The organism is Micromonospora sp. AP08 (assembly GCF_008085935.1).
GTDB classification, from domain to species: Bacteria; Actinomycetota; Actinomycetes; order Mycobacteriales; family Micromonosporaceae; genus Micromonospora; species Micromonospora chersina.
On record NZ_VSEZ01000002.1, the window covers coordinates 264,833 to 279,434 of the forward strand.

5 protein-coding genes are annotated in these 14,602 nt (G+C 66.4%); 3 read left to right on the plus strand and 2 right to left on the minus strand.

The features are described 5' to 3' along the window. Window positions 1–44: 44 nt before the first annotated feature. The gene (locus FXF50_RS04530; RefSeq protein WP_187399512.1) at window positions 45–2,630 is read right to left on the minus strand and encodes a caspase family protein; all 2,586 of its coding nucleotides are present in this window, start codon (window positions 2,628–2,630) and stop codon (window positions 45–47) included. Window positions 2,631–3,713: 1,083 nt separating this feature from the next. Between FXF50_RS04530 and FXF50_RS04540 the strand changes: the two genes are divergently transcribed. Beyond that, window positions 3,714–4,934, plus strand: coding sequence for an alpha/beta hydrolase (locus FXF50_RS04540; protein WP_148425942.1), 1,221 nt, complete (start codon window positions 3,714–3,716; stop codon window positions 4,932–4,934). 654 nt (window positions 4,935–5,588) lie between these two features. On the opposite strand, the gene FXF50_RS30215 is transcribed toward FXF50_RS04540, so the two are convergent. Continuing rightward, window positions 5,589–5,933, minus strand: a complete 345-nt coding sequence (locus FXF50_RS30215; protein ID WP_148425943.1) for a transposase — start codon at window positions 5,931–5,933, stop codon at window positions 5,589–5,591. A gap of 233 nt (window positions 5,934–6,166) precedes the next feature. Here FXF50_RS30215 and FXF50_RS04550 point away from each other — a divergent pair, with 233 nt between their 5' ends. Next, window positions 6,167–9,034 carry a hypothetical protein gene (locus tag FXF50_RS04550; protein WP_148425944.1) on the plus strand — a complete coding sequence of 956 codons (2,868 nt, stop codon included), beginning with the start codon at window positions 6,167–6,169 and terminating at the stop codon, window positions 9,032–9,034. Between the two features lie 21 nt (window positions 9,035–9,055). After that, a complete protein-coding gene (locus tag FXF50_RS04555) occupies window positions 9,056–14,161 on the plus strand; it encodes a hypothetical protein (RefSeq protein ID WP_148425945.1) in 5,106 nt (1,701 codons plus the stop codon). Window positions 14,162–14,602: the final 441 nt, after the last annotated feature.

Here is a 14,602-nt window from a genome sequence, read left to right on the forward strand (position 1 = left end):
TCTTCACCCCCCGGTCCGGCGGTTGCCACAGTCGGATACCCGGCTCATGCGGGCACGACCTCGTACGCGAAGGAGTAGTCCTGGGCGCGCAGCAGCCCGCCCGCCGGATGCCGCCCGACGCCGAAGCCCTCGGAGGCCAGCAGCGACGTGCGGTAGAGGCCGATGCTGTCGCCGACAGCCTTGGACAGCAGTCGGTAGGCGGTGTTGACCAGCACGGCGCTGGCGCCGACCACGGCGACCGCCACCGCCGCCTGCGGGGCGGCCACCGCCAGGCCCGCCACCTGGACCGCCGCCTGCTGTACGGGGGCAGCGGTGAGCTGGTCCTGGAGCAGTTGGCTCAGTTCCAGGCTGCCGGCTCGGTCCCGGGACAGGAAGACCGCGATGTCGAGGAAGCCGACCGCCGGACCGTGGTAGATCAGCATGTTGTCCATCGGCAGCCGGGTCTCGTCGCGGATCCCGCTGAACCGCGCACTCGCCGCCCGGTACGCCGGAGTGTCACCGTCGGCACCGGTGACCACGAGCGTGTCGACCCGGATGTCGGCGCTGCGCAGGGCCCGGTTGCGGTGCACGACGATCTCGGGCAGCCGGACGGCGACCGACGCCGGGGCGCCCGCCGTGGCCGGGGCGGCCGCTGCCCCGCGGGCGGCGAGCTGTCGTACCGACGCATCGGGCCGCTCGTCGACGAGAAAGCGGACGGTCTCCGCGCTCGGCGCCGGGGCCGGATCCAGCAGGAAGGTGAGGTGCCGCGTCGCGTACCGGACGACGGGTGCCGCGGACGGCGGCGCCAGGTCGCGGACAGCCCCGGTCGCGACCTGGGCCAGCAGGCGCTCCAGCGACGAACCGGACGCCAGCAGGTTACGGGTGGCCGGCTCGGCCGCGCCGCCGCGTATCCCGTCCTGCCGCAGCACCGACAGGTCCTGCTCGGTCGAGGTCACGATGACCAGCAGCGACTCGCCGCGGGGCGTACCGTCGGCGACCGCTCCCGACGGCCACCGCAGCGGCAGGCCGGTGAGGGTGCCGCCGCGGTCGGCGCCGATCGTCTCCTCCTGGCCGGGCCGCAGCCGCAGGCCGCTCGGGTCGGCTGCGGTGAGCAGTTCCACCCGGCCGTGCACGCCGATGTCGAAGACGAAGAAGAACAGGTTCCGGTCGCTGTCGTTGCGCAGCCGCAGATAGACCGGCTCGTCGACATGCAGCCGTTCGTCGCCGGGCGGTAGCGCACGGCGCTGGCCGTCGACCACCCGGCCCCATTCGACGGTGAACGGGTCGGGAAGCTGCTCGGCGGGGGTCGGTTCCAGGGCGCGCAGGGTCGCCGCGCGGGACAGGTGTTCCAGGTCGGCGACGATCCCGGCGATGCCTGCCGGGTCGGCGGGCCGCTCCGGCGCGAGCGGACCGGTCCGGTCGCGCAGCCGGAGCCGCTCACCCACCGCCACCTCGGCGATCGGCAGCGGATCCGTGGCGGTGGCCAGCCGCAACTGCGGTGCCGCCGTGATCGCCGCCCGGACGTCGTCGGCCGCCGAGCCGTCGCCGTAGACGCGGATCGGCTGGCGGCGTCCCGCGACCCGTGCCGGATGCGCCTCCGCGCCGAGCGGCAGCGTGTCGTGGCCGGGCCGGAAGGCGACGGTGGCGTCGGCGGCGACGGTGCCCACGGCGGTGACGGTGGCGGTGCCGATCTCGGTGGCCGGGTCGCGGGTCGCGGCGCCGGCGGGCATGACCGAGAACTCGTCCCCGGGTTCGACGCCCACCAGCCGCCCGCCGGGCAGGGACACCCGGTTTCCGGTCAGTGGCACCACCGGAAGGACGCCGGACCGGGTGGCCTCGCGCAGTTCGAACGGCAACCGGTCCCGTGGCCCTTCCACGTCCGGCCGCTGCCCGAGGAGGCTGCGGGCGATGCGGGCCCGGACCGCGCGCAGCAGCGTGTCCCAGGTGACCGGCAGGTCCCCGGCCTCGGTGAAGGCGACCCGGAGGGTGTCGGTGAGCAGGCCGCACCGCACGCCGTCGGCGTTGGTGTGCTCGTAGGCGCTCTGGTACGCGGCGGCGGCCACCACCCGTACCGCGTGGGGGTTGCTCACCGGGTGGGGCTGGTCGACTGGCAGGCTGGCCCGGCGCTGGCGGCCGAGGTGAGCGGCGATGTCGAGGTAGCTGGGGTGCGGCAGGGCCTTCGGCAGCAGGTCGGTGTCGCGGGACATGTGGGCCGCGTAGCAGCAGTCCAGGATGACGGTGGCGTTGCGGGTGGCGTCGGTGAGCCGGGCCAGCAGCACCGAGAGTTCGACGGCGGTGATGCCCCGGAAGTCCGTCTCGGTGGACTCGGCGAAGTCGGTCGGAACGATGGCCTGCAGGTCCGGCGGCGGCCCGGACGTTCCCATGAGCGCGGCCGCCTCGGCGGGGTCCACGCCGGCGGGCGAGACCGTCAGCCCATGGCCGCTGTAGTAGACCACGGCGGCGTCGTCCGGACCGCTGTCGGCGATCAGCCTTTCGTACCCGTCGATGATGCCGCCGCGCGTCGCGTCCCCGCCGGTGAGCAGGCGGATCTCGAACCCGCGGGACTCCAGCAGCGAGGTCATGATGGCGAGGTCGTTGGCCACGCCGGACAGTTCCCCGGTCTGCGACCCGACCAACAGAGCCCTGAGCACCGCGCCGCCTCCCCATGCCCCGCTGTCCTGCCCCGGCGTAGCCAACAGGCTACGCGCTGTCGACTTCCCGGTCACCAGGTCCATCGTCGGATTTCCGTCCACAATGCTTCCCGGTCCTGGCAACTGTCCCGATCACGAGCGCTGAATCGAGCCGGCAGGCGGCCAAGTGGTCGTCGAGTTCTTCGACGTCGGCCTGTCCCGCTCCGTGCCGTGGCAGCGCCGCCCGGAAGCGGCCCGCCTGCTCGCGGCGCTACGCGACACACGCCGCGATTCGATGCCGTGGTGATCGGTGAACCACAGCGCACCTTCTACGGCGACGATGATGTCGTCGCGGTCCCAAATATTGAGCCACCGCTTGCACCGTCGGGAGTGTGACGAGCGGGGCCGGCATGAGATCAGGCCAGACGACGGTGCGCATGGCCAGCGGCGAACCGAGCGTCACCAACAACGGCACCTGCTGGGAATACTCGTGCAGGGCCTCCCAGCCGACGACCGATCCGAGCGAGTGTGCGACGAGGACCACGGGGCGGCTGGCGAATGCTGCGTGCAGCCGCTGACGGATCCGCACATCAAGGCACAGTCCATGCTCGTCCGCCTCACCGCGGGCCAGATAGCGGGCCACCTGTGCGATGTCGCGCACCAGCAATTTGCCGCCGAGCCACTGCCCAGCTCAGCGGCCCGTATGACAGCAGGGTCGTCGCGGCGTTGATCGCCCGCCGGACGGGTTCACCTGACTTTCCGCTGACTTGTGGGTTCGCGAGAACTGGCAGAGCCATGTGTCGTCCTAGCCGGCTCGATGCCAAAAGGCTGTCCCGACTTGACGCGTTCCATGACGTCGATGACGTAGTGGACAAGATCATCGACGGCGTTGGTGTAGGAAAAGATCCCGGGATGTACGCCGAGCCGGCTATCGAAGCCAGCCGCGGCGATGACTATGGGGAGGTGGATGCCTCACTGCCCTGCAGGCTGACACCGACGGCTACACCTCCGTGGCCGTGCTCGCCGCCGCCGACCTGCGCCAATCGCTCATCTAGGTGATCGTTGGTCCGACTGCCCGCAACTACACAGATCGATCATCCAAGATTGGGTGCAACTGATTACATCCATGATTGGATCGACATGGGCTACGCCGCTAGAGACTGGTTCATTGATCACTACTCGACCCTTGAGGCGAACCGGGGTCAGCTGGTCAAACTCGCGGTGACGGAATATGACCCACGACCGGGAGCGACAGGAGATGCTCCGATCGTGCTCATGGTGGGCGGTAGGAGCGTGCCCGCTGAAGAGGTGTTCAGTGGATGGGGAGGCACCTACCAGTGGGCCCAAAGTCTGACAAAGTCGGGTATCCACGTCTTCTTCATGGACTTTCAAGGGTTGGGCGACTCGACCCGACCTGTCGTGATGGACGATGTGATCAATGCGGACAGGACCGATCTGCCGAAGCTTTACGGAGGAACCATCCCGGGCCCGCCGACTTCCACCCTTCCGTATTCGTATCCGCATCATCTGACCGACTCAAGCAGCGAGATAGCGGAACTGTGCACGGTCCTCAACTGGATCGCGACTCGCCTAGCGGGGCCCATTCACCTCGTCGGGTACTCCGGGGCGTCTTTCATCGTTGGGCGGTGCGCAATGGAGTGGCCGGAAATGGTCGCCAGCCTGTTCCTGTGCGCTCCCGCTTTCCCACCATGGGGCCTGAGCGAGAAACCAGCTAACCCGGTGCCGGAACTGTTCGGCTTCCCGCTGAAGCTTCAGGGCAAGAAAGAAACATTGGCCGCATGGAACTTCGACAAAAGACTCGGGGCAGAGCGGGAGGGGTATGTCGAGGACATGGTGTGGGAAAGGATCCTAGAACATGACCCGAAAGGCGCCGAGTGGGGTCGTCAAGTAGGAGGCGTAATCCGGTACCCGACACGCCTGTGGTGGGGCTGGAACGACGCCAAGGTGAGAGCCGACAGTCACCTCGGCAACGACGTTCGGGTAGCCATTGTCTACGGAACAAGCGACACGCAGGTGATTACGAGACGACCCGATGATGGCAAGCCCGTACTTGATATCGATCCGAGCCCCCGGCCGGAAAAGTCCGGCCCCCCATTCGACTGCAGACGGCTATACCCCGCAATACAGGGTGGCAGCAAGCTGGAGATTTCTATCGACAAGACGGGGCACTTCATGCAATGGGAAAAACAGGCCGAGGTCCTGCACAGGTATACCGCAGATTGGATTACAAAGAAGTCGATCGAGAATAAAACCCAGGGGCGTTACCACCGAGACAGCTCCGGCGGCCTGGTATCCGTCCCCTGAGTAGTGACTGTTAGGCGACCTCCATGCTGTGAAGTCCGTCCTTCTCGTCTGCGTCGACAATCTGTGGGCGATGCAAACAACACAGCGGTGGGCGCCCTCTCGCACAGGCTCCTATCAGGTCACGACGCCTGACCGGTGACGTGCGGCTCGCGAGGGCCACCGGGCCGGCCGACGAAGCAACGTCGGTCTGCCGGTGAGTCAGACCAACCCGGCGACCCATCCCACCATCCTCACTGTCTGCCGTCGACCCACACTCCCTGGAGCGGGCCGGGGCCAGGGCGACAAGGTGACGCGCCCTACTGGACGAGTCTCATTGGAGGCTGGCAAGCGCCGCTGCAGTGGCGGGCCTTCTCGGTCGGGCGGGCAAATTCCTGCCCCAGGGTTCTCGGTGGGGTCACGGTTCGCGGAAGGCCACCGCGCAGCGGCTTGGCCTTGACCTGGCCGGGGGTTCTCGGGCAGCCCCTTGTGATGGCCGGCGAGGAGACCCATTGGGGTCTTTGAGGGAGGCCGTGCCGAGGGTTGCGGACACGATCACGATCAAGGCATACCCGAAGTCACGGGCAGGCCGGCGTACCGTCCCGGTGCCGGACTTCGCGGCTGACCTAATGGCGGCCCATTGCGAGGCGTTTTCGGCCGCCCCTCGCGGCGAGGTATTCACCAACTCGTCCGCCGGTCCGCTGCGGCGAACCCTGATCCGGGCTCGCGTCTGGCGGCCGTCGCTCGGCCGAGCCAGTGACCTCTTGTCGGCTCCGCCTGAAAACTGACCACGTGGTTCCGGCTGAATCCGCACCACCTCCTGAAGCATCGGGAGGTTGTGCCGAGGACCCATTCGACCGCGTCCAGCAGCGGGCCGAAGGCCGGGAATTCGTTGGATTTCGCCGCGACGGTGACCCGGGCCAGGACGATGCCGGTGCTGGTGTCCAGGGCGGACAGCAGATGCACCTGGCTGCCGTCGGCGCGGTGGGCGGCCCGCATTGTCTTGCCATCGATCGCGATCACCTGGCGGTAGCGCGGTCGCCGGGACACGGCCGGCGGCTGGGGCCGGGTCCGGGTCCGGGTCCGTAGCCAGTCTGCGGCACTGAGGTGATCGCTGCGCCCCCCGGGTTGGGTGAGACAGCTGCAAAAGGCGTGCACCTTTCGACCCCTTTGCGACGTATCTGCCATTATGGGGTAGTGTGCTGAGCACGAGCCGTTACCTCCCTCTGTTGAGGATGATCCGCTGAGGGGTTCTAGTGGTAGAGCTGTTCCGCTTCATTCAGAAGGCGGTCGTCGTTCCGGTGGACGGAGGGTCCATCGATCTCACGACGACATCGACCTTCCAGAATCAACTGCGCGGTTTGATCACTAGCGGTCAGCCGTACAGCGCGGTCCGAACCAAGGCCGAGCAGTTCCTGAACACGTTCACCAGCAGTGGGTTGTCCCGGGCGGCGAACTACCGGACGCTGCGGCAGAGGCTGCTCGACATGCTCGCCACCTTGCCCCCGCCTACGCCCACGAAGATTGATCAAGCCGTCAAGGACGTGTTCGGCGTGAACAACGCACAGAGCCTGGTCGGCTCGCAGGCGTTCGCGAACGAGAAACAGTTGTCCAGCGACGTGCTCGTCGCGGTGAAGATCACGACGCGGTTCGACAGGGTCGACACTCCGACGATCGCCACCATGCGAGTGGTGATCGCGTTCCTGGAGGACTTCGTGGCCGGCCGGGTCACCCCGCTGACTGCCGAGACCATTGTCAAGCTGCTGGAGCGGCCGCTGCGCTTCCCGGAGGCCTTCCTGCCGCCGGAGCCGACCCCCGCCGCGTCGCTCACCGCGACATCGCCTCCCGATCACGAGGCCGCGAGGACCGCCTCACTGGTCGCCGACCAGGAAGCCTTGCAGCGCGCCTACGACCTGCTGATGACCGTACGCCCGGGCCAGCTCGCGGTCACGGGAGGCACCGCGGAGGACACCGGAAACGAGACCGCCTATCCGGGAGACAGGAGTGACGGTCACGCCACCAGCGATCAGGCCGTCGCGGCGCCAAGCGTGCTCGGGGTGTCCCAGCACACCCTGGAAGCCTTGGATCCCACGGTTCTGGAGCACCTGCGGGCCGAGCTGTTCGATGTCGGGTCCGCCCCCCTGACCGACATCCTCGAGGTAGTGAAACGCCGGTGGCTCGAGGTCTCGCGCGAGGTGGAGCCGGGCAAGGTGCCCGCGCCCGCGAGAACCTACCGCCTCGGCGCCCACGTCTTCGCCGTGCAGGAGCCCGCGCCGTCGGCGAAAGCAGCAGCGGAGGAGGAACCGACGCCCGACTTCAGCCATGCCGTCACCCGCCCGGTCGGGGTCGGCGATCTGCAGGTGGTACGCCAGGAACTGATTGGCTATGTGCCCGCCGAGATCTCCCACATCGAGAACGTGCTACCCAGGGAGCTGGTGCGCCGCACCACGAAACGCGAGGAGACCGGCGAGCTGGTCGTCACCGAGGAAACCGGGACCACGCAAAGCCAGGAACGCGATACCCAGACCACGCAGCGCAACGAACTGGCGGTCGAAGCTCAGAAAGAGGCGGGCCAGGAAAGCTTCTCCACCCAAGAGCAGACCTCGACCTCCAACTACGGCAGCCTCGTGGAGAACAGCAAGACCAACTACGCGCGCAGCGTGACCGACCGCGCCGTCAACAAAGTGACGCAGGGCGTTCAGCAGCAACGGATCCAGCGCGAGAAGCGGGTCTACACCGAGGAGGTCATGCATGAGATCAACAACACGCAGGGGCCGGGGCAGCATCCGATTCGTGGTCTGTATCAATGGGTCGACAAGAAGTACAAGACGAAGGTCCTCAACTACGGCAAGCGGTTGCTCTACGACGTAGTCGTGCCTGAACCGGCCGCTTTCCTGATCAAATCGCTGAAGACGGCCGCGCAGCCGGAGAACTTCCAGCTCGTCCGGCCGACCGAGCCGGCCATCTCACCCTCGGCGCTCAATGTCGCGAACTACATGTACTGGGCGGCCCAGTACGGGGTGAGCGGGGCGGTCACGCCTCCCCCGCCCGACCTCATCACGACCGTCGCGCACAGCGACGCCGGCAAGGTGACCGAGAAGACCAACCCCTACGAGGGATTCTTCACCCAGCACTTCAGCCAGTTCAAGATCCGGATACCGGACGGCTATCGCGCCATCGGCGGCTACGTCCAGCGCACCAACCACAACCGGGCGAACGAGACCGAGCACAAGAAGTTGTTCGAGTTCTTCATTGGTGAGAACACCTTCCTACGGTTCGGGGCCAACGACATCGACCGCCTCAACAAGTCGTTCGCCCTCAACGATGAGAGCGGCGAGATCCCGGTCACCGTGCGCACCTTCGAGGAAATCGTCCAGTTCAACTACGCGGTCGGGATCAACTGCCGCCTGTCCCCTGAGGCCTACGGGCAATGGCAGCTGAAGACCCACGCGCAGATCGTCGCGGGCTACCACCGCCAGCGTGCCGAGTACCTCGACCAGCTTTCCCGCCACCAGGCGGCGGTGCGCACCCAGATGGCCCTGGCGCACGGATTCTCCCGCGACACTGGCATGGAGCGCCAGGAGCTCAAGAAGGCCTTCATCCATCTGCTGATGAGCGAGCACTTCGGGGCCGTTTACTACCCGACACCGAATCCGGAGAGCTTCCCGCCGGATCCCCACTACATCAAGGCTTGGGGCGCGGTGGTGGCGTTCTTCGAGCGCGCCTTCGAGTGGGAACACCTGATGTACGTCTACTACCCGTACTTCTGGGGCCGCAGCGCGAAGTGGGGTGAGCTGATCCTCATCCAGGACCTCGACCCGGGGTTCGAAGCGTTCCTGAAGGCAGGCGCGGCCCGCGTCGTGGTGCCGGTCAGGCCGGGTTACGAGGCCGCGCTGGCGCACTTCCACGAGACCGGGGACGTGTGGATGGGCGAGGAGATCCCGGACATGTTCAGCGAACGCTATGTGTCGATCATCGCCGAGATCAAGGCCCGCAACGCCAACGCGGGTCAGGAAGTCTGCGTGGAGGAATGGGAGGTCCGGCTTCCGACGACGCTGGTCATGCTGCGCGAGGACGACACTCTGCCGGTATGGACTCCCACGCCTTGCAATCCAGCTGTCTGAGCCGGATCGCGGTGACCAGCCATGGCTGATGATCTGCAGGCCGCGCTGGCGAAGCGCCGGAGGTGGTTCTTCGAGACGCAGCTTCGTCGGCTCAACCTCGGCACCTTCCGTGACCTCGTTAGGGAGACGGCGGACCCGGACGAGAAGCAGCTGCTCGACCTGATCAGCGAACCCTTCGTGTCGCCGGCGATACCTCGCCTGCAGGTGGGAAGCTCGAAGTCCCCGCTCGGCGACGTGTACCTGGACAGCAGGCAACCGGTTTGGACGTTCGACGAACGGGCACGGCGGGGCGCGTTCGCTAACTTCATCGGGCCGCGCTGCGACTGGCTGGAGTTTAAGGAGCCCCGCCGGCTGGCCGAGATGCTGGCCGATTATGCCGCGCAGTTCGAGACCGACAGGTTCACCTCGGTACTGGAGAAGTCGCCCATCGGCTTGTTCCGGCGCAGGGCCGCCACGGCCGACAACGACCCGAACACCCCGTGGGACGAGCGGGACCTCACCGACCAGAAAGGGCAGGCGATCTGCCGGGCGATGATCGCCGCGGCGAAGCCCTGGCTGCTGCCCGAGCTCTATCATCCGGTTCACCGCGACAGCACGGAGATGTCGAGGTGGCTCGAAAATCTCGAACGCTTGGTCGCCGACTTTGAGCGCGAGTTGCTCAACAGCGTGGGCGGGTCCGGCTGGAGCAGGCTACCTTTCGATCGCCTCGCCCCAGATGCATACCGCGGCTGGGTAGAGCACTTCTTGACGGAGTCGTTGAAGAACGACCCCAAGGTGAAGGTGCAGTTCCTGGCTCAGAATCCCAAAGAGAAGGGCGGGCTCACCTACTCCTACAGCATCAGCGTCGAGACCAATGGGTACCCGCTCCGCGACGCGGACGCGTACCCGTTCTCGCACAAGGTGAAGTACTGGACGCGGGTCATCGACTCGACCGTCAAAGAGGTCTACGTCAACAAGGAAAACTCCGACATGGGCCTGTGCTTGCTCATCCGGATGCTGTACCTGTTCGGGACCGTCAGGCAGGACGTGACCACCGCCGACAATCTGCGGTGGCGCACCCGCGCGGCGCCCGGACCGGAGTTCGAGGAGTTCTTCGCCAACCGCGCCGCCGATGAGTACTTCAAGAAACACCCCGACGACTTCACTAGGCTCTCCGATGCTCGCACCAAACTGCGGAAGATCTTGGAGGCGAGCGCCGCGCTGCCCCACACCGCCGCTGTCACCTTCTCACCGGTCGTCGAGGAGGTCTTGCGGCAGGCCATCCACAGCTACAAGTTCTGGCTCGACGAGCCGTTGCACGCCAACCGCAACACCAAGCTGCAGCAGGCGCGGACCGACCTCGGTTTCGGCGACATCGCCATGGGTGAGATGGAGTACTGGTCAGAGAACCACTACATCATGTTTGCGTCCTCGGAGTATCTGGCTGGACAGCTGTGGCCTGGGGACGAGTTCCAGCCAGGCAAGGAGTTTCTCGATGCGGGCAGCAAGACGGGCGTGCGGACCGGGGCCGAGCGCAGGGAGCGCGGCAAGGCGCGGGTGTTGCGTTGGCTCAACCACCGGCTCATGTTCGGCTGGACCGAGTTCAACTCGTCGGGCTACTACCGCGAGCATCTGTGGGCGTTGCTGAACCTTGTCGATTTCGCGCTGGACGATGAGGTACGCAAGAAGGCCACCCTTGTCACCGATCTTCTGATGTTCGATGTGGCGCGGTTCCAGCACAAGGGTGCGATGGGCGCGGCGGGCGGGCGCAGCCAGTTCAAGTCGAAGTGCAGCGGATGGGATAACGCGCTCGGCGACGTGGTGGAGATGGCTTTCGGGACCCGGGGCCTGTTCACCGACGGCGATTCGCTTGTGGGCGCGAGCTTTGCGACGTCGACTTACAAGGTCCCCGATGTGCTGCTCGAGATCGGCGTGAACCCGCCGAAGACGGGGTTCGTGGACCGCTCACGGGTATCCATAACTTTCGACGAGGCCCCCAAGTACGGCATCCTCCAATCGCAGGAGTCGGACGAGATCGACTCGCTCCGCAAGGGTTACGCGCCGAAGCTGGCCAAACACTTCCCTTTCATCGGGGACGTGAACGACAAGATCGCCAAGTGCCACAGCGGCTACGGTCAGTTCGAGGACAGCATCGTCTTCTGGTGGGGCACTTCGGCACTCTTCAACAAGCAGATGGCTGTCGGTTCCCTCGACTGCATAGAGGCGTTCGGCCTCAACGAAAACAAGGCATTCAAGGATCTCGCCTTGATCATGGGGATCCTCACTGCGGTCAAAGATGTGATCGACACCGTGGCCGGGGCGGTGATTGGTGCGGCCGTGGGCGGCGGGGTGGGTGCCGTTGCCGGTGCCGTAATCGGGTTCCTCACGCGCGACAACGTCGAGGACATCGCCGATGACGTCTCAGTGCTTCTCGAGGGCTCTACGCGAACGCGCGCCAACATCTACACCTACAGCAACGGCGACATCATGCTGTCCAGCATCCAGAACTTCCGTGCCGGCCAGCTGAACTACCAGTCCAACGTCAACCAGGCGACGGTGAACAGCGCCCTCAACGTCTTCACCACGGCCGGGTACGCGGGGATCGACATCTCGTTTCTCGTCGCCGCGGGCGTTGGGGCCGTTGTTGGCGGCGCCGCCGGCGGCATCCCCGGCGCGATCGTGGGCGCGGCGGGCGCTGTCGCCGGGAACGAATTCGGGCTCGAAGGCGAGAACCTGTTCGGTGACGAGACCGACGGGCCGGCGTGGTGGACCGGGTATTGGGCGCTGCCGATGGTGGTCCAGGACCGCGGAGCCTCGATCATCGCCTACAACTTCCACGACATCCAGAGCCTGCTCGCCGAGACCGGATCGCATGCCTGGTTCCCCAAGTATGGTTTTGAGCGCACTGACGAGGTTCGTTGCTCCGCCTACGACGACGACAACCTCTTCCTGCAAGACGTCTTCGACATCGGGCCGAAGGGATTCTGGCTGTTCGGCAAGGTGACCCACCAGGTCGAGGGCGTCGCGGTCGCGGATCGGCCGGAGGCCTACATCGGGCTGTTCTCCAACCGGCGCCCCGACTGGCTCAGTCGGGAAGAGCACGCCGATGTCTACGATCGCGTGTTTGAGGACGCGAGCGAGAAGCCGATCGAGGAGCTGCAAGACAAAATCGACGACACCGAGAACTCGGACGAGAAACGCAAGCTCGAACACGACAAGGTGGAACTGGAGCGAATCTGGGGCGAGCCTTTGCCCAAGGACTACTTCGCGGACCGGGATTGGTATGTCAACGGCAAGAACGTGTGGATCATCCAGGTTGGCAGCAAGGCCGAGTTCGGGGACTACGAGACGTTCAAGTCCTCAGTGAGCCGCGCGAAGGTGACCCTCGACGACGCGGGCGACCTGGAGTGCACCTATCACATGCCGCTGCCCGACGGCACCAGCACGGCGCTGTCCCTCAAGTACGAGGACGGCGGCGAGTTCGGCCTCGGCGGAAGTCCGCTGGCGACCAACCTGTATCCGCGGTTCGAGAACCCCTACCTACGCGGTCGCCGTGTGGAGTGGGGGCAACGCGCCTACGTCATCGAGTACAACGGCAAGACGCTGCTCCACGACTTCCACGACTTCACCGATCCTGTTCGCACCGAAGATGTTCCGGTCTCCGACGCCGATCGGGACACGGTCCGCGCCCTGGTCATGTTCGCCCACACAGGCAAGGAGGAGATGGAGGAGCTCACGATCGGCACGGCGACGGTCCGGATCGGATGCGCGACCGTGGCCGACAACGAGATCATCGCCGTCGGGCCTGCGGCGGAGAACTCCGCACACGACGCGGAATGGATCTTCTTCGACATGCCCATCCGCTTGTCGCCGGATTGCACCATCGAGCTGGCGCACCGGGCGATCGACGACGGTGACGACGAGGCCGAATGGGTAATGAGCTTCAGCCTCAAGGCGTTGATGGGCGACCACACGCTCCGTGACTGCGCGCTGTCGTTCAACGCAGCTCAGTTCGACGAGGATCGCCGCGCCGCCGGTCCGTTGCCGTTCGCGGTCGGCACCGATCGGTGGCGGCCCTGGGAACCGGTGCCGGACAGCCGAATGTGGGAAATCGTTGTCCTGGCGCAACTTCCGTCGCCGGATCGCTCCTACTACGACCACGCCGATCTACTTGTCGCGGCGCCGCGGCTGCTGATGCAGCATCGTCGGCTGGAGCCGTGCCTGGAAAAGCCGGTCCGCTGGGCCGCGATCCCCACTCCGCCGGGCGGACCTGAGTTCACGCCGGGATGTTCGGTCCGGGCGTTCTCCCGGTTTCCCGGGGACCTGGTTGCAGTGGTGCTTGAGTCGGGAAAGCTGTTCCGTTCCTCCCCCGACAGCAGCGGACGGTGGGACGCCTGGACGCGGGACGAGCCACTGCTGCCGGGTTCCGCGCCGCAACCGGTTCCGCTCGCCTCGCCGGGCATGGTCTACGCCGGACCCTCGCACCTGTCGAACCAGGGCATCGAGTTGGTGGTCACCGGCGCGGACGGGCACATCTACGCCAACTTCGACTGGTGGGTCCTGGGATCGGCGCCGTGGCGCAAGCTCGAGGTCTCCGGCTTCACCCTCAAGCCCGACGGTGACTGCGAACTTGTGGACGACAGGCTGTTCGTCCTCGACACCGGCGGCGCGATGTGGTCCACGTCCATCGAACGCGCACCGCTTCTCCCGGCGGATCCCGAGTGGGTGCGGATAAGCCCAGCCGAGGTCGCCGTGACGACCTTCACCGTTGTCGCCGGCTCATCCCCGGTGCGGCTGCTCGTGACCTCCGCGGCCGGGCACGTGTGGGACGTGACCATCTCAGAAGGAGAATCCCCGCTGTGGATGCCGCTGGGTTTCCCCGCCGCCGGCACCGTGCCGCCGGGCGTCCGTGTGGCCTGCGCGACAACGCACCCGGATCGCTTGGACATCTTCGTAGTCGCCGGCGCCGCCCCCTACACGGCGACCTGGACCGAATCCGGCTGGGGCGGCTGGGTTCCGGCGGGCCCGAACCCGCCGGACTTCCGCGCCGCCAGCCGCACCCCACTGCTCGTGCACCGCGTCAACAGGCAACTGGAGCTGTACGTCGAGAAGGTGAACGGCGACCTCGTGCGCACCTGGTGGTCGTAAACGGTGCCGCGTTCACAGCAATCGCCGGACCAGTGCTCGCGACGGCCGAGGCGAGCACGACCATCGCTCCCCGTAATCGGATCGGTGAACCGGTACCTCTGCGGGTGATGCGCAACAGCTGCCGACCTTTGATCACTCAGCCGCCGCACGCGTACGGGATCTGCCACCGCCACAGCCTGACCGTCCCGTCCCGCATCCACCCAACCCCAACCGACACCGCGCACCCCGCCACGACGTCGGCAAAACCATCCACCGCGCCCGCACCCAAGCCGACCAGCAAAAACGCAAAGGTAGAAAATCAAGCTAGTGCTCTGACCGGGAACGTTTACCGGGTTGGCGGGGGCGGGGCCGGAACGGGTTGGATGAGACGGACATCCGACGGGTTCGGGGGTCCGCTATCGACCGGCAATGATGCTGCCTCGCCCCGCCGGGGATCAGTTC

Excerpts from the sequence above, each read along its gene's own strand:
- FXF50_RS04555 (WP_148425945.1), top strand. The coding sequence starts at position 9,056 with ATGGCTGATGATCTGCAGGCCGCGCTGGCGAAGCGCCGGAGGTGGTTC.